The sequence below is a fragment of the Shewanella phaeophyticola genome, assembly GCF_025398315.1.
Taxonomy (GTDB): Bacteria; Pseudomonadota; Gammaproteobacteria; order Enterobacterales; family Shewanellaceae; genus Shewanella; species Shewanella phaeophyticola.
In genome coordinates, this window is record NZ_JAODOQ010000001.1 from 3,033,420 (window position 1) to 3,058,458 (window position 25,039).

Below are 25,039 nucleotides of genomic sequence, written 5' to 3' on the forward strand. Positions count from 1 at the left end.
TACGTCCCCTTTTAGGCAACCCATCACCTTTAGGATCGCCATTAATATAGGAATACTATCTTACGATAGTGCCTTTAAATGATGCCTTAATGCATCACCTAAAGAGAAAATAAAGCCTAGCAGATCTCTGCTAGGCTATTGCCATTAGTAACCTGAAGTAGGCTTAGGCGCGTCTGACAACTCTAACGTGTGCAATAAGCTGTTTAATAAGCTTGATGCGCCAAAACGGAATGTTTGAGGCGTCACCCAGTCATCACCTAAAATGCGCGCAGCTAATCCTAAAAACTCAGCTGTTTGTGCTGCATCACGTACGCCACCAGCTGGCTTAAAGCCAACGTTACGGTCTTTTTCGCTGATAACGGTTAACATAATTTCAGCGGCTTCTAATGTGGCATTAACCGGTACTTTACCTGTTGATGTTTTGATAAAGTCTGCACCTGCATCAATTGAAATTTCAGATGCTTTACGGATTAACGCAGGATCTTTTAACTCACCAGACTCAATGATCACTTTAAGAATGGCTGCATCGCCACATTCTTCTTTACAGGCTTTAACCAGTTCAAAGCCTACTGTTTCATTACCGGCCATTAATGCGCGGTATGGAAATACCACATCGACTTCATCAGCACCGTAAGCAACGGCTGCACGGGTTTCTAATACCGCAATCGCAATATCATCGTTACCGTGTGGGAAGTTAGTTACTGTGGCGATTTTGATGTCTTCACAGTCAAGCTCATTGAGCGTTTTACGCGCAATAGGAATAAAACGAGGGTAAATACAGATAGCGGCAGTATTGCCAGCAGGTGATTTAGCTTTGTGGCACAAGTCGATCACTTTTTGATCGGTGTCATCGTCATTTAATGTGGTTAAATCCATTAAAGAAATGCCAAGTTGCGCCGCTTTTTTTAAATCAGTCATAATTGCTCTCCAAACGAAAAATCAAAGTAGATAAATTTTTATTCAGGCAACACTAGGTAGCAGGCATATGATTATTATTATGGCCGAGCCTTCAGTATTGCCAGTAAATCTAGGTGATATTTACTAACCTAAGTATTCAATCTGATAACGAGTACCACGACTTGAATCCTTGAAGACCGGAAAAGATAAAACAAAGATAGTTGCTTCAACCATTCCGCGAAAAATCCATTTTAGCGCGCGAAAAAACAAACATTGTAAACAATTTGTAGGATACAAACCTTTATATAAAACCACGGTTGTTAAACAATAATTTTAGATAAAAATTTCTATATTGGTAATTTTATTTTTAAATTTGGAGCCGCAATTTGCGGCTCCAATACAATCATCTAGTTTAATTAGATTTTGTAAGTTGCGCTCAAGAAGTGAGTCCAACCAGTTGTATCTAAACCACCCCAGAATTCGTTTTTAAACGCAGCGTCGTTCAAACCATATGAATGGTAGAAGTACTTACCGCCATAACCTAACGCGAAACGATCTGTATGGTAGTAAAGACCAAAGAATGCTGCACCGCCATGTTCAGTGTTGTTGTACTTACCATCACTATTCATGCCAGAGTATTCTTCATCCATATCAAATTGGTAATCAACATAGCCTTGGAAAGATAGGAAGCTCTTATCATCAAAGAATACGAATGGCTTAAACCAGTTAGCAGAGAATTGGTAACCGTTCCAATCTTTACGACCGATGTCATATGTAGCAAAAAGGTTCATACCTGTTTTGCCTAACCAAGGCACATTAACGTCAGCGCCAAGACCCCAGAAAGACATGTTAACGTCGCCTTCGCCAGTACCTGTTGTGCTGATTGCTCCACCACCCCAGTTAAATAGAGTAGAGAAATAAACTTCTTGTACTGGTAGCCGAAAGATAAGTCAGTACCAGTGATAGCATCAAGAGAGAAACGTGGTGCTAACTTCATGAACATTTTGCTAGCGCCATCAGACTTATCGCCTGAATCGCTATTAGCTAAGTTGAATACGTCAACATAGCCGTATAGATCAAGGAAACCTGAGCGACCGCCGAATTCCATTTCTAAATAGTTATGTGTTGCTTCATCTTTATCAGCAATTGGATGCTCATCAATGGCATACATAATGTTGAACTGCATCCATTTATAATCGTTAGCATGAATATCACCAGTCTGCTCAGCTGCAGAAACAGTGAAAGCTGAACTTGCTAGAGCAACTGTACTTGCTAATGCTAAAGTGTTTAATTTTTTCATCATCAACCCCATGTATATTATTTAACTATCTTCTTGGATAGCACTTCTTTTCTAATCAATCGTATTTTACCGCTTATGGTACAAAGCACAACAATTAATCGATAAAAAACGAATACAAAATTCTATTTTGTGAACAATATCGCGACACAATGTCTACATATTGATAACAACACTTATTGAGACTAACTAGCGGTTTTAAAGCATCCTCTTTCGCAGTCATCAATCAGTCGTCGTGTCACATCGGAAATGGTGGATTAACACAAAAATCAATAACAACGTTCTTATTACACTGGGTCTCTATCGTTATAAGTGTAAAGACCCAGTGTGATAGGAGAAACCTCCTATCAAGACTCTTAACTTAGATAGCTAAGAATAAACCGGCTAAAGTCGCGCTCATTAAGTTAGCTAATGAACCAGCGATAACAGCACGGATACCTAATTTTGCAAGGTCATGGCGACGTGAAGGAGCCATAGCACCTAAACCACCAAGTAAGATTGCAATAGAAGATAAGTTAGCAAATCCACACAGTGCAAATGAGATAATCGCTTTAGTACGATCAGTCATTACCGCTTGTGTTGCTTCAACTAGAATACCGCCATCTGCAACATCTTTTAGGTATGGAGCAAAGTTTAAGTAAGCAACGAATTCGTTTACAACAATCTTTTGACCGATGAAAGAACCTGCAACTAATGCTTCGTTCCAAGGTACACCGATTAAGAATGCTAAAGGCATGAAGATGTAACCAAGGATAAGTTCTAGAGTAATCCCCTCTAGACCAAACCAACCCGTTACGCCACCGATGATGCCGTTAATCATGGCAATTAAGCCAACGAATGCAATCAACATTGCACCAACGTTTAACGCAAGGCTCATACCAGATGAAGCACCACCTGCTGCAGCGTCTAATACGTTAGCTGGCTTATCAGGGTCTTCTGGTAACTCATCCATTTCGTTAATAGCAGTTTCTGTTTCAGGGTGCATCAGTTTAGCCATTAATAGACCACCTGGTGCCGCCATGAATGACGCAGCAACTAAGTATTCAATTGGAACACCCATTTGCGCGTAACCGGCTAATACTGAACCAGCAATAGAAGCAAGACCACCCACCATAATGGCGAATAGTTCAGATTGAGTCATTGTGGCAATGAACGGACGAACAACTAAAGGCGCTTCTGTTTTACCAACAAAGATGTTGGCTGTAGCAGACATAGACTCTGTACGGCTAGTACCTAATGCTTTTTGTAAACCACCACCGATAATACGGATGATCCACTGCATAATGCCTAAGTAGTAAAGTACTGCGATTAAAGAAGAGAAGAATACAATGACGGGTAATACGTTAATGGCAAAAATAAAACCAACTTTAAAGTTAGCTAAATCACCAAATAAGAAGCTAATACCACTTTGTGCGTAACTAATCACACTTGATACAGCGTCAGAAACACCTTTCAGAATATCTTTACCGATTGGAACATATAATACGAAACCCGCGAAGAATGCTTGAATTGCTAAAGCACCACCAACGGTACGTACACTAATTGCTTTTTTATTATTTGATAGTAAGAAACCTATCGCAAGTAGGGTGACCACCCCTACTAAACTCATTAAAATATCCATTAATCATCACCCTTTTGTTAACAGTTTTTTTGAATGTTGTTAACTCACCTAATTTCCGTTGATGATTATAACTGAGCGTGAAACGAAAAGCGTCGTTTTGATCAACTTTTTAGAGTTTAATTTCAATCTCTTAGGCAATAAAACACCAGGTTACGCAATTCGTTTCAAAAAAAACAATTAAAGCTCAAACAGTTGCACAGCATTTTTATTCAACTGTTCTAATATACAGACAGTTTCATTTTTCTTTAAAAATGAGATTTCGGACACAATTCTGGTTAATGTTAAAGGAGTATTACGTTGATTCACTTCATCGAAAGGACTCATGCTGGGTGAATCGGTTTCTAATAAAAAGTGATTTAACGGCAAGTCAGTCACCGCCTGTCGAAGCTTTTTGGCACTAGGGTTGAGCAGTAAACCACCAATTCCTAATTTAAAGCCGAGATCGATATATTGCTGAGCCACAATACTGTTACCGTAAAAGCCATGTACCACACCTCCTCGGCTCAATTGAACTTTACGTAACAATCCTAATAATTCTTGATGCGCTTTTACTGCGTGTAAAATCACTGGTAAATGATATTTTTGTGCAAGCTCTAATTGCTTCTCTAATATTAACAGTTGCTTATCAGGCCAATTATGCAATTTATCTAAACCACATTCGCCCACGGCAACTAAATGCTTATTTTGTCTATATTGCTTCAACTTGGCATCGAGCTTACAAATGGCATCATCAATGTCATCTGGTATATGCCAAGGATGGATCCCTAGAGAAAAATACCATTGATACTTTTCTGCGATATTCAGCTGCTTTTCCCAAGCGTCCACAGCCACACCAGGAATAATTGCAGAGGTAATGCCATGGGCTGTCATCGCTGCGACCAATTGCGCTCTATCAACATCAAACTCAGGCATATCAAGATGGGCATGGGTATCGATCATATATAATCTACATTTATTATGGTTGACGATAAAATTAGCATAAAAATCAACCATACGTTAAGCGTTGAATTGAATTACCTATAATGAGATATCATTGATAAAAAATGCTATGAATAATAGATAATCGCAAACGGGAAAATTCAGGATCACACAAAATGATAATTACTGTGATAAGCCTCTTAAAACACAATAAAAAAGGTGGCAAAAGCCACCAATTTAACATTAATTTAACATCTTGATTAACAATTAGTGTCTCGCGGGTCTTAGCAAACTCAATGTCAGGATAACGTTCCATCGACAGGTTTAAATTAACCATGGTTGGCGCGATATAAGTTAAGTTATCGCCACCATCGAGTGCAAGGTTAGGGCTGCACTTTCGACGAAATTCTTCAAGCTTACGCTCATCTTTGCAGTACACCCAACGTGCAGTACTTACACTAATACCTTCGTAAATTGCTTCAACGTTATATTCGCTTTTTAAGCGGCCAACAACCACTTCAAACTGCAGCACACCAACAGCACCAACAATTAAATCATTTGAGTCAATCGGCCTAAATACCTGCACAGCCCCTTCTTCTGATAATTGCACTAAGCCTTTGAGTAACTGTTTTTGCTTTAAAGGGTCTTTTAAACGAATACGACGAAACATTTCTGGCGCAAAGTTAGGCACGCCAGTGAAACGTATCTTTTCACCTTGAGTAAAAGTATCGCCAATGCGCATGGTGCCGTGGTTATGTAAACCAATGATATCACCAGGGTATGCCGCTTCTGCACGATTACGGTCACCTGCCATAAAGGTCAATGCATCACTCACATTAACATCTTTACCAATACGCACATGGTGCATTTTCATGCCTTGCTCATATCGACCCGAGCAAATACGCATAAAGGCCACACGGTCACGATGCTTAGGATCCATGTTGGCTTGAATTTTAAAAATAAACCCAGAGAATTTATCTTCATCCGGTTGCACTTGACGGGCATCCGTTTCTCGCGGTAGTGGCTTTGGTGCCCACTCAACGATGCCATCAAGAATATGGTCAACACCAAAGTTACCTAATGCAGTACCAAAGTATACAGGTGTAAGTTCGCCTTTTAAAAATGCTTCTTGGTCAAACTCATGAGAGGCACCTGCAACCAGCTCCATTTCATCACGTATCTCTGCGGCATAAGCGCCTAACTCTTTATCAAGTTCAGGGTTGTTTAACCCTTTAATAATACGTTTTTCTTGGATGGTATGACCCATACCACTTTGATACAAGATCACTTCATCGCGCAGTATGTGATAAACACCTTTAAATTCTTTACCTGAGCCGATTGGCCAGGTAATCGGTGCACAGGCCATTTTTAAAATGTCTTCAACTTCATCCATTAGCTCAATAGGATCACGAATGTCACGGTCACATTTGTTCATGAACGTCACAATCGGCGTGTCACGTAATCGCGTCACTTCCATCAGCTTAATGGTTCTGTCTTCTACACCTTTAGCGGAGTCAATAACCATTAAACAAGAGTCGACTGCGGTCAGAGTGCGGTAAGTATCTTCCGAAAAGTCTTCGTGACCAGGCGTATCAAGCAAATTGACGAGTGCGCCACCGTAAGGAAATTGCATAACAGAAGTTGTGATAGAGATACCACGATCTTTTTCCATTTCCATCCAGTCTGACTTAGCATGCTGCCCAGACTTTTTACCTTTAACGGTACCGGCTTTTTGTAAAGCCTGTCCGAATAAAAGTACTTTTTCGGTGATGGTGGTTTTACCCGCATCGGGGTGCGAAATGATGGCGAAGGTACGACGCTTGTCGACCTCAACGTTGTTGCCTGACATGTTAACCTTGCACTAGCCGCTAAAAAAGGCGCAAATTATAGCGCCTATCGACAGAATTGGCTAGGCAAAGTACGGTTTAACCTTCAGCAGATAATGTAACTGACTTTTGGATCATGTTTTTCATTTTTGCCAATTCGATTCTGGCATAACGATGTTCAACAAAATCGTAAATGTTTGTCGCTAATGTTAACCGGTAAAAATTAGCTGCTTGTTGGTATTGCCCTTGTGCTGCTGCGTGTTTCGCTAAATAGAAATACGCTTCACATAAACGTTCTGCATATTCTTTAGGCTGTGACAAACCCACTTTGGCTGCGGCAAACACTTGCTCTTGATTCATTTTACCTAAATAAAAATCAACCAAAACACTCGCCCAGTCCTGATTATTTAACTGTTGGCGTTGTGATGCTAAATCGGCAAGTGCCTGTGTACTATCAACGGCAGATGACATTAAATAAAGCCATAGCACCCGATAACCATCAGTTGGGTCTCGTTCAAAGAATGCTTGCATATCTCCTATCGCTAATTGATAGCGTTCACCATAGTACAAGGCGATACCACGGTTAAGGTAGGCATAATCGTAGCCTGGAGATAATTCCAATACACCATCAAAGGCCTCATAGGCACTTTCAAACTCGCCTTCCTGAGTGTAATAAATACCTAAAAAATTATACGCATCGGCTAAATCAGGCTGAAGCTTAATAGCTTGGTGAAAATCAATTCGACCTAATAAACGTAAACCCACGCTGTCGTAAATGACCCCGCGATCGTAATGAAAACGTGCACGTTGTTCATCAGTGAGCTCCATGGTCGCTAACACTTCATTTAGCTTAGCGAGGGTCACTTCCATTTTATAGTCTGGCATTACTGGCGCAACAATCATTTGCCCTGCAACATCGTCACTTGAACCTTGCGTTGCAGCACAGCCTGACAACAACATACTTGCACCGACAGCAACGGCAATGACTGTGGTGCGTAGTTTACATTCCATTCGTATTACCTTATCAGGTTTTATTTATATTCAATATCATAGCAATCTGCTTATCTAAGAGCTATGGACTCATACAGATTATTTTTAATAAACATAAAAAAAGGAGATCATATGATCTCCTTTTTAAGTCGCTTAACACGCTAAATTAAATTACTCAGCAGTTTCCTTAGTCTGAGCTTCTTTAATTGACAATCTTACGCGACCTTGACGATCCACTTCCATTACTTTAACAGCAACTTCTTGGTTCATTTGTAGGTGATCTGACACATTAGCTACACGCTCATCACTAATTTGCGAGATGTGTACTAAACCGTCTTTACCTGGAAGGATGTTAACAAACGCACCGAAATCAACGATACGGATAACTTTACCATTGTAAATACGACTCACTTCAACTTCAGCAGTGATTTCTTCAATACGACGAATCGCTTCTTTAGTCGCTTCACCGTTAGACGATGCAATTTTGACTGTACCATCGTCATCAAGTTCAATCGTAGTGCCAGTTTCTTCAGTAAGAGCACGAATAACCGCACCACCTTTACCGATAACATCACGAATTTTTTCAGGATTAATCTTGATAGTCGTAATGCGTGGCGCGTGATCAGAAATATCATCACGGTGAGAACCAATCGCTTGGTCCATTACATTTAAGATATGAACGCGAGCGCCATATGCCTGTTGTAATGCGATATCCATGATTTCTTTCGTGATACCCTCAATCTTGATATCCATCTGCAATGCAGTGATACCATCACGAGTACCGGCGACTTTAAAGTCCATATCACCTAAGTGATCTTCATCACCTAAGATGTCAGAAAGTACAACGAAATCGTCACCTTCTTTCACTAAGCCCATCGCAATACCAGCAACAGATGACTTAATTGGAACACCCGCATCCATTAATGCTAACGATGTACCACAAACAGAAGCCATAGAGCTTGAACCGTTTGATTCAGTAATTTCAGATACGACACGAACACTGTATGGAAATTCTTCAGCTGAAGGCATAACAGCATTCATACCACGCCATGCTAACTTACCATGACCGATTTCGCGGCGCTTAGGCGAGCCAACCATACCGGTTTCACCAACAGAATACGGAGGGAAGTTATAATGAAGCATAAAGCGGTTAGTACGCTCACCCATGATGCTGTCAATTTTCTGTGCATCACGTTCTGTACCCAGAGTACAGGTAACTAATGCCTGAGTCTCACCACGAGTAAATAATGCGCTACCGTGTGTACGAGGTAAAACACCTGCAAGTACGTTAAGAGCACGGATCATGTCTGGTTCACGACCGTCGATACGTGGCTTGCCACTAATAATACGACCACGAACCACTTTCTTTTCTAAGCTACCTAACAAGTTGTCTACTTCGCGTAAATCAACATCAGCATTCTCAGCAACTAGTGCTGCTTTTGCCGCAGCTTTAACAACACCGACTTGAACATAACGGTCTTGTTTAACTTCAATTTGATAAGCTTCAGTCAATCCTGCTTCAGCAAGATCTTTGATTTTAGCCACTAAGTCTTGATCTTGAACTGGAGCAGACCAATCCCATGTTGGCTTACCCGCTTCAGCTTTAAATTCGCTAATAGCGTTAACAACAACTTGTTGTTGGTCGTGACCGTAAGTCACAGCGCCTAACATGATTTCTTCAGCAAGTGACTTAGCTTCAGATTCAACCATTAATACTGCAGCTTGAGTACCCGCAACAACTAGGTTTAAGTCACTAGTAGCAAGTTGCTCTACACTCGGGTTAAGAACGTATTCGTTATTAATATAACCAACACGAGCAGCACCAAGAGGACCATTGAAAGGAATACCTGAAATTGCTAACGCAGCTGAGGTACCAATCATTGAAATAATATCAGGCTCAATTTGTGGATCGACAGAAACCACAGTGATGATAACTTGAACTTCGTTTTTAAAACCGTTAGGGAATAAAGGACGAATTGGACGGTCGATAAGACGGGCAATCAGAGTTTCATCTTCTGATGGACGACCTTCACGCTTGAAAAAACCACCAGGGATCTTACCTGCTGCGTATGTTTTTTCTTGATAGTTAACGGTTAACGGGAAAAAGTCGCGGCTTAAATCGGCTTCTTTTTTACCCACTACGGTAACTAATACTGTGGTATCGCCCATGCTTGCTAAAACTGCAGCATTTGCCTGACGTGCAATGACACCTGTTTCTAAGGTGACGGTATGTTGACCATACTCAAAACTCTTTACAATTGGATTCACTTGACCCATTCCTTAATTTAATGACCTTTAATTACGCGCACAAGTATACTTCAAATACTTTGAATAGTTAAATAGACGCGATATACAGAATGAAAAATTTTTAAAATAATCATTTTCCTACAGCAGAACATTACATTAAGCATCGATTTGTTATAGATAGTTCAATATTTGTTACGAATAAGTTATTCCAACGCAGGTTTTAGCGACATTGTTAATGACAACAGTGGCCAATTTGACTAAAGTTAGTACAATAGCGAGCATCCATTATTTCAGGTAAAGGATACAGTCGATTATAAAATGGACGATACGATAACTTAATCTCATTTGTGTTTACAGCATTCTAAGCAGCGCAAATTAAATAAAATAAATTAGTCACTTACGCGACATGGAATCCTAAATGAACGCCAGTTTCAAGTCCTTAACATGGAAGCAGACAAACTTAGTGGTATTTACCGCTTTGTTTTTTGCAATTGCCATTTTTATTGTCGAAATCGCCATTCAAGTTATCTCAACCAAAAATCAATTAGCTGATGCACAGCAAGAGTTACTCAACTCTGTTGAGCAAACCACCACCAATGCGGTTTGGTCACTCGATGACAAACTCGCTAGTCAAACGTTACAGGGGATCATAAAAGTCGATAATGTAGGCTCTGCAGTGATTGAACTTGATGATGGATCGCGGTTTGTCTCTACAGCTAATCAAGCCAGTAAATCATTGGGCGCGTATGAGAGTTTAAGCCAAAGATTATTTGGCGATTTAAAAGAAACCTCGCGACCTTTGTATCGCCCTTTTTACTTTGAAAGCAATCAACAACAACAGCTTATTGGCACCTTAACTATTTTTTACGATACTCAAAAATTGACCAACAAACTGTTTGGTCAGCTTCAACTTGGATTAATTGCCACCTTAGCCAGAGCATTACTACTCACATTAGTATTGACCGTAGTGTTTCATCGCTTTTTGACCCAACCGATAGCCCAAATCAGTGAGGCAATTGACAAGATTGATCCAGATTCACCGGATGAGAATTTGCTACCCATGGCGCCAGCTCATAAAGATGATGAATTAGGCTTGGTCACCAGTAAGTTCAACCAAATATTATTGCAGTTTAGCCAAACCCAAAACAAATTACGCAAAATGGCTACCCGAGACCCGCTTACCGGTTTGCCTAATCGCACCTTATTGCTCGAAACCTTAAATGTCACCATTCAACGATCACGGGTGCACAATCGTAACTTCAGCTTATTATTTATCGATTTAGACCGCTTCAAAAACGTTAATGACTCGCTGGGGCATGCTCTAGGCGATCAGTTTTTGGCCGTATTGCACGCATATTAGAACGTGTTGTTGGCGATAGAGGCAGTGTGGCGCGCCTTGGTGGTGATGAGTTTGTGATTTTGGCCGATGAAACCCAAACCCCTGCTCAAGCCGCCGACTTCGTCGATAAATTATTAATTCAATTAAATGCACCAATACAATTGAACGAACATGCAATCCACCCAGCAGCATCAATTGGCATATCGATATACCCGGACGATGGTGATACCGCAGAAGATTTGATCCGCCACGCTGACATTGCGATGTACAGTGCTAAAGCTGCGGGTTCAAACCAATGGTCCTTTTTTAAGCAACAAATGACCGAGCGTGCAGCAGTGAGACTTCGCACAGAAGCCTCATTACACGATGCCTTAAAAAACAATGAGTTTTTACTATATTTTCAACCTAAGTTTGATTTGAATACTCACAAAGTGGTTGGCTGTGAAGCGTTAATACGTTGGCAAAAAGATGGCCGTTTGATAAGCCCAATGTCGTTTATCCCCGTAGCCGAAGAAACAGGCATTATTATACCTATCGGACGTTGGGTAATTGAGCAAAGTTGTAAAGTTATCCGCGAATGGCAACGTAAATACAATTATGCCATTCCCATAGCTGTGAATGTCGCATCACAACAGTTTGCTGACGCAAGTTTAGTTCCTGATATTAAGCAATTGGCTATTCGTTACCAAATTAGCCCTGAATTACTCGAGGTTGAAATTACTGAAACGTCATTAATGAACGATGTAGAACAAGCCATAATTAAACTTGAACAACTTAAAACAGCCGGATTTGGTATCGCCGTTGACGATTTTGGTACGGGTTATTCTTCGTTATCATATTTACGCCACTTACCGATTACTACCATGAAAATCGACAGAGCCTTTGTGAGCGACTTGCCAAAAGACAGTGCGATAGCATCTACTATTTTAATGCTCGGGCAACAATTAGACTTATCTATTGTGGCTGAAGGTATTGAAAACGATGAACAACTACAGTGGCTCAAAAACAATAACTGTGTGATCGGTCAGGGTTTCTTTTTTAGTGAGCCATTACCGTTAGAAGAGTTTGAGCAACAGTTTATTTCAGCGAAAACGGCCGAGATTCTGCACATATAGACGAAGCAAGTCATACCATTTCCATTAATTATGTGACCACTAGAGTCACTCAGACTGTTCAGTTTGAGGTGCACTGTTGCAAGAATCGTTATTCCCTTTTAAGGCAATGCAACACAAAATGGACCGTCTGAATGTCTCCTGCAAGGCGGGTTTCTGTGCCTTCTATACTGCTTAATAGCATTTTGAGGTACGACTAGGTAGAGCAACTATGCTTTCGAGCCTATTACTTGCCTAGAAGACACAGAACTCCCGCTGAATGACTAGATAATGAGTGGGATTGGTATCACACATTTAATTTCAAAATCATAATGGTTACAACCTGAGACTTTAATAAATAAGTCTTTTACCTATCCTGATTAACCTGAACACGGAATAAGGGATGAACTTGTGCCATTTAAAATCACCACCCCACTTTCACGCTTGTCATTATCTATGCTAACAAGGCGAATTGACGCAGTTAGCAAGATAAAGGACGGTTGGAAAGCGTTTATTAGCCAGAGCTCAGGTGGATTAGAATATGATCCATTTAAGGCTACATCACTCGACCCAATACAATGAGAATAACTGTAGGTGTTGTCATCTACATCATAGTTATACCATATATGGACCCTCTCTTATTGCAAGAGACAATAACGACAATTTCTGATACTCAATTGCTCCCATATATTCGGCTTTGGGTATCAGATTTACCCGCCATGATGGATATCCGCACCTAGTTATCATATCAATCGTGACGGCTTCAATGAGCCTTTGGTATAAACTAATTTGAACTAGGTGGCTATGAGCCTTCAATCATCATATTGTTTCTTTAGCAATTTGGTGAAAAGGTACCTCTATTGTAATTGTGATTTAACGCTAGTTAGACAGCTTGTACTTTGTATTTTTCTTGCTTAATGACCATGGCTCCAAGCCATTCTCGCCATCTTATTAGCGAGCGCTACACAGGCTTTGTTGAATCCGGCTCTAGCTTCTAAGTTGACAGCCCAAACACTTAATCTGTCATCTTTATTTTTGGCATGCTTCAAAGCGCTTCTCGCGCCATTAATGAGCTGAGTTCGTAAGTAGGCATTTCCTCGTTTACTTATTCCTAATAAGCGAGCTTTATCACCCGTAGAGTGCTGTTTTGGGACTAGACCACACCAAGCAGCAAAATGACGGCCATTTTTAAAATTTTTACCGTCTCCAAGTGCCACCCAAAGAATACTCGAAATCAATGCACCAATCCCTGTCATGGTTTGAAGACTTTGACACTGTTCATTATCTCGAGCCTGCTTAACAAAAAGCTTATCGATGTTTTTTATTTTTTCATCCCAGGTGATGAGCTCGTTCATCACCTCATCGAGCATCATTCGAACAAGAGAACTCAGCTCATTCTCTGAGTCTTCTAAGGCAAAAGGTAAGGCCTTTTTTAGACAAGAAATCCCTCTGGGGATAACGACACCATACTCAGCCAATAAACCTCTGATTTGATTGCCTAGCGCCGTTCTTTGCTTCACATATCGCTCTCTTACTCGGTGTAACAGTTGCGCATCTTGTTGCTCAATACTCTTTGCCGGAACGATTCTCACATCTTCGCGTTGAGCGACATCGGCAAGTGCTTGTGCATCATTGAAATCATTTTTGTTGCCAATACGATGCTGCGCAACATATTGAGGTGCAATTATCATGACCGAATGTCCGAGTTGGCTAAAAACCCGACTCCAATAGTGGCAAGCACCGCAAGCTTCGATGGCAATGGTACAAGTCTCCTTATTGGCGAAGTAAGCGACCAATTTACTTCTAGGGAGCTTGACCTTTTTTAGTATTCGACCAGAGATATTTTTCTCTACAACATGAAAAATAGATTTGGTTGTATCTAAACCGACTGTTACGCTTGTCATAGAGACCTCTCTTACTGTTGTTGGTTGCTTTTTCATCAATCAATATGGCTCATTTGAAGCCGATTTGGTAGAGAGGATTCATTCCATTAATCAGGATAAATAAGTGATCATTCTTGTGCTGATTGGCATTATTTGATGCCGTAATGGCTTTTATGACATAGAGCAGAAGGGCGAATTTATCGTGTTGGCCTTTCTTATCATACGACTGCATGGATGCTGGAGGAAAAACAACGCAGGAGCGGTTGTCGTGTGCACCACGCCCTCATAAGGCTGCAATACCGCATGCTAAAAAGTAAATATAATGTGGACTGGTATGAGATTTTAGGTAATAAAAAAGGAGGCCATAAGCCTCCTTTTTTACGGTTTGCCGCCTAGTTAGACTAAGCAACACATCGAATTAACGACGTAAACCTAACTTCTTGATTAGATCAGCATAACGAGCTGCATCAGTACGCTTTAAGTAAGCAGTAAGCTTACGACGAGCGCTAACCATGCGTAATAGACCACGACGTGAGTGGTGATCATGGATGTGCTCTTTAAAGTGACCTTGAAGGTGGTTAATTTGAGCAGTTAACAAAGCTACTTGAACTTCAGTTGAACCTGAATCGTTTTCGCCGCGACCAAACTCAGCTAAAATTTTTGCTTTTGCTTCAGCACTTAGTGACATGTGTATCTCCAAAAAAGTAAATGTATCTCTAGCCGATCACTAACTCAGCCAGAGCGAGCGCGGTATAATAACGAGATTAACCTGCAACCGCAATAAAAAAACGCAAAAAAACGAACTATTTGTACCGTTATGATTGCTGTTCATTTTCATGCATAACGATAAGACGCTTAGGCGCTAATAAACCGTCGTCATTCATGATACCGATACCAACAAACTTGCGTTCATCACCTATCGTAATCCGAACTAAACAATCTGGTTTTAAACCCGCGGCTTGAATCGCTTGGCCTTGCATAACGTAATAGAGCATGGCATCAGGCAGGTTAATTTCAGGGAAATTAGCCACGGCTGTATCCATAGGCAACAACAAAGGATCAAGTAAGGTTTTAGGCGCAATCTCTTGCTCTTGAGCCTGAGCCAATAATGTTTCTAGCTCTGCCAAACTGACCATTTTCTCATAGGGATAATCTGCAACTTGAGTACGGCGTAGCATAATCACATGAGCACCGCAGCCAAGCATTTCACCTAGGTCATCAATGATTGTGCGAATGTAAGTACCTTTAGAACAGTGAATATCTAAGGTTAATTCGTCACCCTCAAGCTTGATAAAATTAAGCTCAAAAACCGTTATAGGACGCGATTCACGCGGTACCTCAATGCCTTCGCGCGCATATTTATACAAAGGTTGACCTTGGTATTTTAACGCAGAATACATTGACGGAATTTGTTGGGTCGTGCCACGAAAAAACTCAAGTTTTTCATCTAGAAGATCCTGAGTAAATTCAACTGGACGCGTTTGCACTACTTCACCGTCTGAGTCACTGGTGTCAGTGCGCTCACCCAGTTTTGCTGTAACAAGGTAACGTTTATCAGCATCTAATAAATGCTGAGAAAACTTAGTCGCCTCGCCTAAGCAAATCGGTAACATCCCAGTGGCTAATGGATCGAGCGCACCTGTATGTCCGGCTTTATTCGCGTTAAAGATGCGCTTAACCCGTTGCAAAGCAAAATTAGAACTCATGCCAGTATCTTTATCGAGTAACACGATACCGTCGATGAAGCGACCTTTAGGGCGACGAGCCATTAATCTTGCTCCTTGTCACCGTCAACAGACTCGCTGCTTTCTGGTGCCTGTGGATCAAATTGTTGTTGCTTGGCTTTATCTTTATTAATGACTTGAGTGACTAGGTTAGACATTCGCATACCTTCCACTAATGAACTGTCATAAACAAAGCGCAGTTCAGGCATAACACGTAATTTCATACGCCCAGCCACTAACGTGCGTATATAAGGTGCTGCAGCGCTTAACGCATCAACTTTTTGTTGAACAAGTTCGTTATCTTCTTCAAAGAAGGTCACAAATACTTTCGCATAGCTTAAGTCACGTGAAACGTCTACGTCGTTTACGGTAACAAAGCCTATACGTGGATCTTTCATATCGCGCTGTAACACCATTGCAAGTTCTTGCTGGAGTTGTTGGGCGATACGGCGGGTACGACTAAATTCTTTTGCCATGATGATATGCCATAACGTTGGGTATACAATCAAAAAGGGCGGCTAATGCCGCCCTTTTTTGGTTCTTATAAGGTGCGAGCTATCTCGACTGTTTCGAAGACCTCAATCTGGTCTCCTACACGAACGTCATTGTAGTTCTTCACGCCGATACCACATTCCATACCGTTACGGACTTCTTGTGCATCGTCTTTAAAGCGACGTAATGATTCAAGTTCACCTTCGAAGATAACCACGTTTTCACGTAGTACACGGATTGGCGCGCTGCGCTTAACTAGACCTTCGGTAACCATACAACCAGCAATAGCACCCAGTTTAGGCGACTTAAACACGTCACGAACTTCAGCAAGACCAATAATCTCTTGTTTGAACTCAGGCGCTAACATACCTGTCATTGCAGCACGTACTTCATCGATTAGATTATAGATGATGCTGTAATAACGTAGGTCAACACTTTCTGCTTCAATGGTCTTACGCGCTTGTGCATCAGCACGAACGTTAAAACCAACAAGAATAGCATTTGATGCTGCTGCAAGCGTTGCGTCAGTTTCGGTTAATGCACCCACACCGCGAGCAATGATGTTCACTTTAACTTCGTCTGTAGACAGTTTAGTTAATGAATCACAAATTGCTTCTAGTGAGCCTTGAACGTCCGCTTTAAGTACAATGTTCAGCTCTTGTACTTCGCCTTCTTCCATGTTGGCAAACATGTTTTCTAGCTTAGACTTCTGCTGACGAGCTAACTTAACATCACGGAACTTACCTTGACGATATAGTGCAACTTCACGTGCTTTACGTTCATCACGTACAACAGTCGCTTCATCACCAGCTGACGGCACACCAGAAAGACCTAAAATCTCAACCGGAATAGATGAATCCTGCTTCAGTAATAGCTCTACCGTTTTCGTCTTTCATCGCACGGATTTTGCCGTACTCTAAACCACATAAAACGATATCGCCTTGGCGTAAAGTACCTTCCTGAACAAGAATGGTCGCGACTGCAGTCACGGCCTTTATCAAGCTGTGATTCAATCACCACACCAGCAGCCATCGTATCGCGAACAGCTTTAAGCTCTAATACTTCAGCTTGTAATAAGATGCCTTCTAACAGCTCATCAACACCGTCACCTGTTTTGGCTGACAAGTGGACAAACATGTTGTCTCCACCCCAATCTTCAGACATAACACCATGCTGAGAAAGTTCGCTCTTAACACGATCAGGATCCGCTTCTGGCTTATCCATTTTGTTAACCGCAACGATTAATGGCACGTTACCGGCTTTAGCATGTTGGATCGCTTCGATGGTTTGTGGCATTACGCCGTCATCTGCAGCAACAACCAAAATAACAATATCGGTAGCCTTAGCACCACGAGCACGCATTGAGGTAAACGCAGCGTGACCAGGGGTATCAAGGAAGGTGATCATGCCATTGTCAGTTTCAACGTGGTATGCACCAATGTGCTGGGTAATACCACCGGCTTCGCCATCGGCTACTTTAGCGCGACGGATGTAGTCTAGTAGTGACGTTTTACCATGGTCAACGTGACCCATAATAGTTACAACTGGCGCACGTGATTCTAAAATAACGTTATCATCACGGTCTTGCAGTACTTGGTGTTCTAATTCGTTTTCACGAATTAATACCACTTTATGCGCCATTTCTTCTGCAACCATTTGGGCAGTTTCTTGGTCAAGTACTTGGTTAATCGTTACCATTGAACCCATTTTCATCATCTGTTTGATGATTTCAGTGGCTTTAATCGCCATTAAATGAGCAAGTTCAGATACGGTTACGGTTTCACCAATGCGAACATCGCGAGACACAGCTGCTGCAGGCTTGTTAAAACCATGAGCCATTGATTGCGGTGCTGTGCTGCGGTTACGCATATGTCTTTCGCGACCGTCTCGTGAGTCTTTACCACCACGTTTCTTATTGTTGTTTTTGTTGCGCGCACGACGACCACGTTTTTCATCATCAGCATCTGAGCTGTCTTCTGCTGCACGAGCAACTTTAGACGTTGTGATGTGGTGATCGCTGTTCTTTTCAGCATCTAAACGTTGACGTTCTTCTTCAGCCCAACGCTTCGAGTTTTCTTCAGCTAGTTTACGGGCTTTTTCTGCCGCTTGAGCTGCTTCTTCTTTCTGCTTTTCGGTCAATACCGCTTCTTGGGTCGCTTTTAAACGCTCAGCTTCTGCTTTTGCAGCTGCCGTTTCTGGATCAGCTGCTTTAGGCGCTTTAGGCTCTGCTTTCGGTTTTTCTGATTTCACTTTGGCTTCTGCTTCTGCTTTTTTCTTCGCTTCTGCTTTGGCTTTAGCTTCAGCCGCTGCTTTTGCTTCAGCATCCGCTTTTGCCTTAGCTTCGGCTTCGGCTTCGGCTTCTGCTTTCGCTTTGGCTTCTAACTCGGCTTGTTTTGCTAATTCAGCATCATCACGCTTAACAAAAGTACGTTTTTTACGGACTTCAACTTTCACGTCTTTAGACTGACCGCCAGTACTGGCAACACTTAATGTTGACACAGTTTTACGCTGAAGCGTCATTTTGGTCGGCGCAGAATCTGCACCGTGCTGTTTTTTCAGATAATCTAAAAGCTGTTGCTTTTCTTGCTCTGAAACGGTGTCATTTTGTTGCTTTTTAATACCAGCATCTGAGAACTGCTCGATTAGTCGATCAACCGGCTTTCCCACTTCTGCTGCTAATTTTTCTACACTTGTATCTGCCATCAATTAAATCCCCCTGTTGATCGACTTATGCTTCTTCGCCAAACCAACAGATGTTGCGGGCAGCCATAATAAGCTCACCTGCTTTTTCTTCTGTTAATTCTTCAATATCAATTAAATCGTCAATACCTTGCTCGGCCAAGTCTTCTAAAGTCACTACACCTTTGCTCGCTAGAACATAAGCTAAATGTCTTTCTAATCCTTCCAATGCTAATAAATCATCACTTGGCTCTGCACCATCTAACGCTTCTTCAGTGGCTAATGCTCTTGTAGAGATAGCCGCTTTTGCACGTTCACGTAATGCCGCGACGATTCCTTCGTCAAAGCCTTCTATTGCGAGTAGTTCAGATTCTGGCACATAAGCAATTTCTTCGAGTGAAGTAAAGCCTTCATCGGCTAATACGCTTGCAAAATCTGTATCTACATCTAGCGAAGCAACAAACAAATCAATCACCTTAGCGCTTTCGGCTTGGTGTTTCTTGTTCATGTCTTCTACTGTCATTACGTTAAGTTCCCAACCTGTTAGTTGAGTGGCTAAACGTACGTTTTGGCCGTTACGACCAATTGCTTGAGCTAAACTGTCTGCTTCAACTGCAATGTCCATAGAGTGGTTGTCTTCGTCCACAATAATAGACGCAACGTCGGCTGGCGCCATGGCATTGATCACATATTGAGCAGGATTATCATCCCACATCACGATATCAACACGTTCGCCACCTAATTCGTTTGACACTGCCTGAACACGTGCACCACGCATACCAACACACGCACCAATTGGGTCAATGCGGCGGTCATTTGATTTAACCGCAATCTTAGCACGAGCACCTGGGTCACGTGCAGCACCCATCACTTCAATCATTTCGTCGTAAATTTCAGGTACTTCAACACGGAAAAGCTCGATTAACATATCAGGCTTACTGCGTGTTAAAAATAACTGCGCACCACGTGCTTCTGGACGTACTGAGTACAATAATGCACGCACACGGTCACCAGGGCGGAATGATTCACGGCTGATTAAGTCTTCTTTAAATAATACGCCATCAGCGTTATTACCTAAATCAACAACCACGCTTTCTGCGGGTGCTTTTCTTAACAACACCCGTGACGATTTCGCCTTCGCGTTCAATAAATTGTTCTACGATTTGAGCACGCTCAGCTTCACGTACTTTTTGTACGATAACTTGCTTAGCGGTTTGCGTGGTAATACGGTCAAAAGCAACTGAGTCGATTTGATCTTCAATAAACTCACCAACTTCAATACCAGGCTCTTCAAAACGTGCAGCTTCAAGCGTGATTTCGCTGTATGGGTTTTCTAATGCTTCACCCTGGTCATCAACAACCATCCAACGACGGAACGTGTCGTAGTGACCGGTTTTACGATCAATCGCAACACGAACTTCAATATCACCTTCGTATTTTTTCTTGGTAGCAGTAGCTAATGCGATTTCTAGCGCTTCAAAAATTTTCTCGCGCGGAACGCCTTTCTCATTGGAAACCGCTTCTGCGACTAGCAGGATCTCTTTATTCATTTGGTCTTGCCTCGTTCTTCACCTGAAACTATCAAAACTTAGCGATAATGTTGCCTTTACGGATGTTATCCAAAGCAACAATCAAGTCTTTACCATCAACTTTGATGGTGAGCATTTGCCCATCAACACTAGTGATGACGCCTTTTAAATTTCGACTACCCGCAACAGGCATAGTCAACTGTACTTTCGCATCTTCACCGATATAAGCGGCATACTGCGCTGCAGTAAATAGCGGTCTATCTACCCCAGGTGAAGAAACTTCTAATGTGTATTCTGTAGAAATGGGGTCTTCAACATCCATAACTGCACTGACTTGACGACTAGCCTCGGCACAATCTTCAATGTTGATGCCATTCTCGTGATCAATAAACACACGAAGAATTGAATGACGACCAGCCTGAACATATTCAACACCCCACAGCTGAAAGCCTGAAGCTTCAACTGGAACCGTTAATAATTCAACTAGTTTGGATTCTATTGTTGCCAAAAATGACCCCCAAAAAAACAAAAAAAGGGCTAAAAGCCCCAGAGCAATCCGTCAAAAACACGGATATTTAAAAGTCCATATAACAAAAAACCCCGTAATCACGAGGTCATTTTATTATAGAACCTGTAAATTGCGATTTAATTTCAAGGTGAAAATAAATCGCAAGGAGCTGGTTGCGGGGGCCGGACTTGAACCGACGACCTTCGGGTTATGAGCCCGACGAGCTACCAACTGCTCCACCCCGCGTCAACTGCATGCAAGTATATTGATTTACGTCATATCTTGCAATAACTAATCAAACACAATCCTTGGTTTGTTAGTTAAAATTTGGTGCCGAGAGCGGGACTTGAACCCGCACGTCCGTTAGGACACAGCCACCTCAAGGCTGCGCGTCTACCAATTCCACCACCTCGGCGACACCTGGTTTACTAGTCAGGAATTTTAGTTTCTGACTGTTCGGTTTGCACAGGCGCTTCATCAATGATTTGCTCTGCTGCTGAACCTAAATCGTTCCATTGATCGTTCTGCTGTGTATGGTTAGCACTTAAGTTACCAATCACTAAGCTTAGTGCGAAAAACGCAATCGCTAAAACAGCAGTCGAACGGGTCAGGAAGTTACCTGAACCACCTGAGCCAAATAAAGTGCCTGAAGCACCGGCTCCGAAAGATGCGCCCATATCGGCACCCTTTCCTTGTTGGATTAAAATTAAGCCTACTAGACCTAATGCAACCACCAAGTATACAACTATAAGAACTTCGTACATATTATTACGCGCTCATCGCTATGGTACATAAACTTAAAAACTCAGTTGAGTTCAAACTTGCACCGCCAATCAGACCACCATCAACATCGGGTTGGGCAAAGATATCTGCCGCATTATTTGGGGTAACACTACCACCGTAAAGAATCCTGATGTTCTCTCCAATAAATGGAGACACTTCAGAGAGGCGACTGCGAATAAACGCATGAACTTCTTGTGCCTGCTCTGGTGTAGCGCTTTTACCGGTTCCTACTGCCCATAAAGGTTCGTAGGCGATAATTGCGTTATCAAAAGCCATGGTACCGTTTTTTTCAATTACTATATCTAGCTCTTCAGCAATCACCTCAAAGGTGCGTCTTGCTTCACGAGCTGTGTCCAGATTCGCCAACACACAGTATTGGTGTAAGACCATTTTTTTGTGCTGCAGCAAATTTCTCTGCCACAATATTACTCGTCTCTCCGTACATACGGCGACGTTCGGAATGGCCGATAATTACATATCGACATCCTGAATCTTTTAGCATCTGCCCGGAAATCTCACCGGTGTACGCACCAAAATCATGTTGACTAAGATTTTGCGCGCCCATTCTAACAAGCGATCCATCTAAGGTTTGCTTGTTGGCTTCAAGTAGTTGCCTAACACTTTCAAGATAAATTAAAGGTGGGCATAAAACCACTTCAGCTGAATCATTTTGGAGCTTAGTAGCAAATTTCTTGAATAACTCTTCAGCTAATGCTGAATTACCATTCATTTTCCAGTTGCCAGCTACCATAGGACGTCTGAGTGCCATCACGGTCTCCTCTGAAAGCGGCGTGAATAATAGCGAACCACTTATCAAGTTACAATAGGTAAAAGGGGAATATTTCAGTTTACTTGTCGAAGCGTCTACTTTTTGAGCGCGCAACTACGTTACTGAATATTCAAATAATTAACATGCTGCTTTTACAGCCTCTGCGATGCGATTTGCATGCGCTAACACTTGTGAATGGTCATCACCTTCTACCATTACACGGATTAACGGTTCAGTACCCGATTTACGCAGTAATACTCGACCTCGGGCGCCTAATTGCATTTCAACATCAGTTTGTGCAGCTTTAACCGCATTGGTATCAAGTGGGTTAGTCGTTCCTTCAAAGCGAACATTGACCAACACTTGCGGTAACATTTTCATGGCTTCAGTCAGTTGCTCAAGCGATGCTTGTTGTCTTCGCATTGCTGCGAGCACTAAAATACCAGCAACAATACCGTCACCGGTTGTACCATGATCGAGATTGAGTATGTGACCAGAGTTTTCACCACCAATACGCCAATCATGCTGTTTAAGCATTTCCATGACATATCGATCACCCACTTTTGAACGAACAAATGGAATATCAAGTGCTTGCAGTGCTAAGTCTAACCCTAAATTTGACATAAGGGTACCCACAACACCGCCTTTTAAAATACCACGTTTTTGCGCATCTACCGCTAAAATATACAGTATTTGATCGCCGTCTATCACTTCACCACGATTATTTACCATCATTATGCGATCGCCGTCACCATCAAGGGCAATACCTAAATCGGCTTTTTCAGCTAATACAGTTTCACAAATTTTGGCCATTGAGGTGGCACCGACTTTGTCGTTAATATTTAAACCATCAGGTTTATCACCAATTGCGACAACATCAGCGCCTAATTCGCGAAATACATTCGGGGCAATATGGTAAGTTGCGCCATGGGCACAATCGACAACAATTTTTAAGCCTTCGAGGGTCTGATCAGCCGGAAAGTTACCTTTACAATATTCAATGTAACGACCCGCAGCATCATCAATTCGACGTGCTTTACCTAATAGGTGCGATTCGACACACACTAATGGCTTTTCAAGTTCGGCTTCGATTTCAAGCTCAATGGCGTCATCGAGTTTGCTACCATCGGTTGAGAAAAACTTAATACCATTATCGTAGTAAGGGTTATGCGATGCACTGATAACAACCCCAGCTTCTGCTCTAAAAGTTCGAGTTAAATACGCCACAGCGGGTGTAGGCATTGCACCAAGTAGTAACACATTTAAACCTGCAGCTGATAGCCCAGCTTCTAACGCTGACTCAAATAAGTACCCAGAAATCCGCGTATCTTTACCAATAATGACTTTTTGAGTGCCACTGCGAGACAATACTCGCCCTGCCGCCCAACCTAGCTTTAACGCCAGTTCTGGGGTCATCTTGCCAGCCCCAACTTTACCGCGAATACCATCGGTACCAAAAAATTGTCTTTGTTTCACATGTCCCCACTTAAGCGATTCACTTTGTGATTAATATTATTATGTTTTTATATGAATGGTATGGACTCAAACATTCATTTATAGCTGTTCCATGGTGGCAGACATCACTTTAAGCGCATCGACTGTTTCAGCAACATCATGAACTCGAATAATCTGCGCACCTTGTTGTGCAGCAATTAGTGCACCAGCAAGACTACCGGCTAGGCGTTGGTCAGTATCGCGCCCGAGCAAATGACCTATCATGCTTTTACGTGATAAACCAACAAGTACGGGTAAATGAAATTCATGTAATGTCGGCAACATGGCTAGTAGTCGATAATTATGCGCTAAAGTTTTACCAAAGCCAAAGCCTGGATCAAGGATCAAACGTTCACGATCAATACCCGCAGCTTCACAATAAGCAATTCTTAATTCAAAAAAAGCCGCCACCTCGTCAACAACATCAGCATACTCTGGTGCATCTTGCATTGTTTGCGGTTCACCTTGCATATGCATTAAGCAAATAGGCACATCAAGCGATGCAGCCATGGCTAACGCACCCGGTGCTTGCAATGCTCTTACATCGTTAATTAAGTTAGCACCAGCATTAACCGCGGCTTCCATTACTTCAGGTTTACTGGTATCAATTGAAATCCACACATCATGTGTTTTAGCCGTATATTCAATAATTGGCAGCACTCGTGCAAGTTCCTCAGCCACAGAAACTTCAGCAGCACCAGGGCGAGTCGATTCACCGCCCACATCAATCACTAGCGCACCTTGCTCAACCATATGGTCAACATGTCGACAAGCTTGTTCAAGATCAGTATAAGCACCACCATCAGAAAATGAATCGGGTGTGACATTGACAATACCCATAACAACAGGTGTTGATAAATCGAGGGTTTTATTGGCATGAGTAAATTGAAACACTGGGATGTCCTACAATAAGATTAAAAACAAGAAAACCCCTTTCGGGGTTTTCTTTATT

Annotated in this window: 16 protein-coding genes, 2 tRNA genes and 5 pseudogenes; 2 read left to right on the top strand and 21 right to left on the bottom strand. The window is 42.0% G+C overall.

Going from position 1 to position 25,039, the window contains the following annotated elements:
* Window positions 1-144 precede the first annotated feature (144 nt).
* The 8 genes and pseudogenes from deoC to pnp all read right to left on the bottom strand — a co-directional run bounded on the left by deoC (window position 145) and on the right by pnp (window position 9,817).
* Window positions 145-918 (bottom strand): deoxyribose-phosphate aldolase, encoded by a 774-nt coding sequence (gene deoC / locus N4T56_RS14045; RefSeq protein WP_261733657.1) that lies wholly within the window; start codon window positions 916-918, stop codon window positions 145-147.
* Between the two features lie 395 nt (window positions 919-1,313).
* Window positions 1,314-1,745, bottom strand: a complete 432-nt coding sequence (locus N4T56_RS22840) for an outer membrane protein OmpK (protein WP_390904061.1) — start codon at window positions 1,743-1,745, stop codon at window positions 1,314-1,316.
* Window positions 1,700-2,200, bottom strand: a complete 501-nt coding sequence (locus tag N4T56_RS22845) for an outer membrane protein OmpK (RefSeq protein WP_390904062.1) — start codon at window positions 2,198-2,200, stop codon at window positions 1,700-1,702. The genes N4T56_RS22840 and N4T56_RS22845 overlap by 46 nt, the downstream gene beginning before the upstream one ends.
* A gap of 355 nt (window positions 2,201-2,555) precedes the next feature.
* Window positions 2,556-3,815, bottom strand: coding sequence for a NupC/NupG family nucleoside CNT transporter (locus N4T56_RS14055; RefSeq protein WP_261733658.1), 1,260 nt, complete (start codon window positions 3,813-3,815; stop codon window positions 2,556-2,558).
* A 177-nt stretch (window positions 3,816-3,992) separates the two neighbouring features.
* Window positions 3,993-4,754, bottom strand: coding sequence for a TatD family hydrolase (locus N4T56_RS14060; protein ID WP_261733659.1), 762 nt, complete (start codon window positions 4,752-4,754; stop codon window positions 3,993-3,995).
* Between the two features lie 253 nt (window positions 4,755-5,007).
* A pseudogene (prfC, locus tag N4T56_RS14065) lies at window positions 5,008-6,582 on the bottom strand (peptide chain release factor 3); the annotation flags it as partial.
* Between the two features lie 76 nt (window positions 6,583-6,658).
* Window positions 6,659-7,570, bottom strand: a complete 912-nt coding sequence (nlpI, locus tag N4T56_RS14070; protein WP_261733660.1) for a lipoprotein NlpI — start codon at window positions 7,568-7,570, stop codon at window positions 6,659-6,661.
* Window positions 7,571-7,720: 150 nt separating this feature from the next.
* Entirely contained in the window at window positions 7,721-9,817 is a 2,097-nt protein-coding gene (pnp, locus tag N4T56_RS14075; RefSeq protein ID WP_261733661.1) for a polyribonucleotide nucleotidyltransferase, read from the bottom strand.
* A 397-nt stretch (window positions 9,818-10,214) separates the two neighbouring features.
* On the opposite strand from pnp, the pseudogene N4T56_RS14080 reads away from it, so the two are divergent.
* Both N4T56_RS14080 and N4T56_RS14085 read left to right on the top strand, forming a co-directional pair.
* A pseudogene (locus N4T56_RS14080) lies at window positions 10,215-12,250 on the top strand (putative bifunctional diguanylate cyclase/phosphodiesterase).
* 387 nt (window positions 12,251-12,637) lie between these two features.
* Window positions 12,638-12,808: a hypothetical protein gene (locus tag N4T56_RS14085; protein ID WP_261733662.1), complete on the top strand. Its 171-nt coding sequence runs from the start codon at window positions 12,638-12,640 to the stop codon at window positions 12,806-12,808.
* Between the two features lie 332 nt (window positions 12,809-13,140).
* Here the strand turns inward: N4T56_RS14085 and N4T56_RS14090 are convergent, their stop codons facing one another.
* The 13 genes and pseudogenes from N4T56_RS14090 to folP all read right to left on the bottom strand — a co-directional run bounded on the left by N4T56_RS14090 (window position 13,141) and on the right by folP (window position 24,981).
* A complete protein-coding gene (locus N4T56_RS14090) occupies window positions 13,141-14,130 on the bottom strand; it encodes an IS110 family transposase (RefSeq protein ID WP_261733663.1) in 990 nt (329 codons plus the stop codon).
* 397 nt (window positions 14,131-14,527) lie between these two features.
* Window positions 14,528-14,797 carry a 30S ribosomal protein S15 gene (gene rpsO, locus N4T56_RS14095; protein WP_188917278.1) on the bottom strand — a complete coding sequence of 90 codons (270 nt, stop codon included), beginning with the start codon at window positions 14,795-14,797 and terminating at the stop codon, window positions 14,528-14,530.
* A 127-nt stretch (window positions 14,798-14,924) separates the two neighbouring features.
* Window positions 14,925-15,878 (bottom strand): tRNA pseudouridine(55) synthase TruB, encoded by a 954-nt coding sequence (gene truB, locus N4T56_RS14100; protein ID WP_261733664.1) that lies wholly within the window; start codon window positions 15,876-15,878, stop codon window positions 14,925-14,927.
* On the bottom strand, window positions 15,878-16,309 hold the full coding sequence (rbfA, locus tag N4T56_RS14105) for a 30S ribosome-binding factor RbfA (protein WP_188917274.1): 432 nt from the start codon (window positions 16,307-16,309) through the stop codon (window positions 15,878-15,880). The genes truB and rbfA overlap by 1 nt, the downstream gene beginning before the upstream one ends.
* Before the next feature lie 65 nt (window positions 16,310-16,374).
* Window positions 16,375-19,028 (bottom strand): annotated as a pseudogene (gene infB, locus N4T56_RS14110) (translation initiation factor IF-2).
* 25 nt (window positions 19,029-19,053) lie between these two features.
* A pseudogene (nusA, locus tag N4T56_RS14115) lies at window positions 19,054-20,554 on the bottom strand (transcription termination factor NusA).
* A 31-nt stretch (window positions 20,555-20,585) separates the two neighbouring features.
* Window positions 20,586-21,041, bottom strand: coding sequence for a ribosome maturation factor RimP (rimP, locus tag N4T56_RS14120; protein ID WP_188917268.1), 456 nt, complete (start codon window positions 21,039-21,041; stop codon window positions 20,586-20,588).
* Window positions 21,042-21,211: 170 nt separating this feature from the next.
* Window positions 21,212-21,287, bottom strand: a tRNA-Met gene (locus tag N4T56_RS14125).
* 82 nt (window positions 21,288-21,369) lie between these two features.
* Window positions 21,370-21,456: transfer RNA gene (locus N4T56_RS14130), tRNA-Leu, on the bottom strand.
* Between the two features lie 13 nt (window positions 21,457-21,469).
* A complete protein-coding gene (gene secG, locus N4T56_RS14135) occupies window positions 21,470-21,805 on the bottom strand; it encodes a preprotein translocase subunit SecG (protein ID WP_188917266.1) in 336 nt (111 codons plus the stop codon).
* Window positions 21,806-21,809: 4 nt separating this feature from the next.
* Window positions 21,810-22,593: pseudogene (gene tpiA / locus N4T56_RS14140) on the bottom strand (triose-phosphate isomerase).
* A gap of 138 nt (window positions 22,594-22,731) precedes the next feature.
* Window positions 22,732-24,069, bottom strand: a complete 1,338-nt coding sequence (gene glmM, locus N4T56_RS14145) for a phosphoglucosamine mutase (RefSeq protein ID WP_261733665.1) — start codon at window positions 24,067-24,069, stop codon at window positions 22,732-22,734.
* Between the two features lie 78 nt (window positions 24,070-24,147).
* A complete protein-coding gene (gene folP / locus N4T56_RS14150) occupies window positions 24,148-24,981 on the bottom strand; it encodes a dihydropteroate synthase (RefSeq protein WP_390904063.1) in 834 nt (277 codons plus the stop codon).
* Window positions 24,982-25,039: the final 58 nt, after the last annotated feature.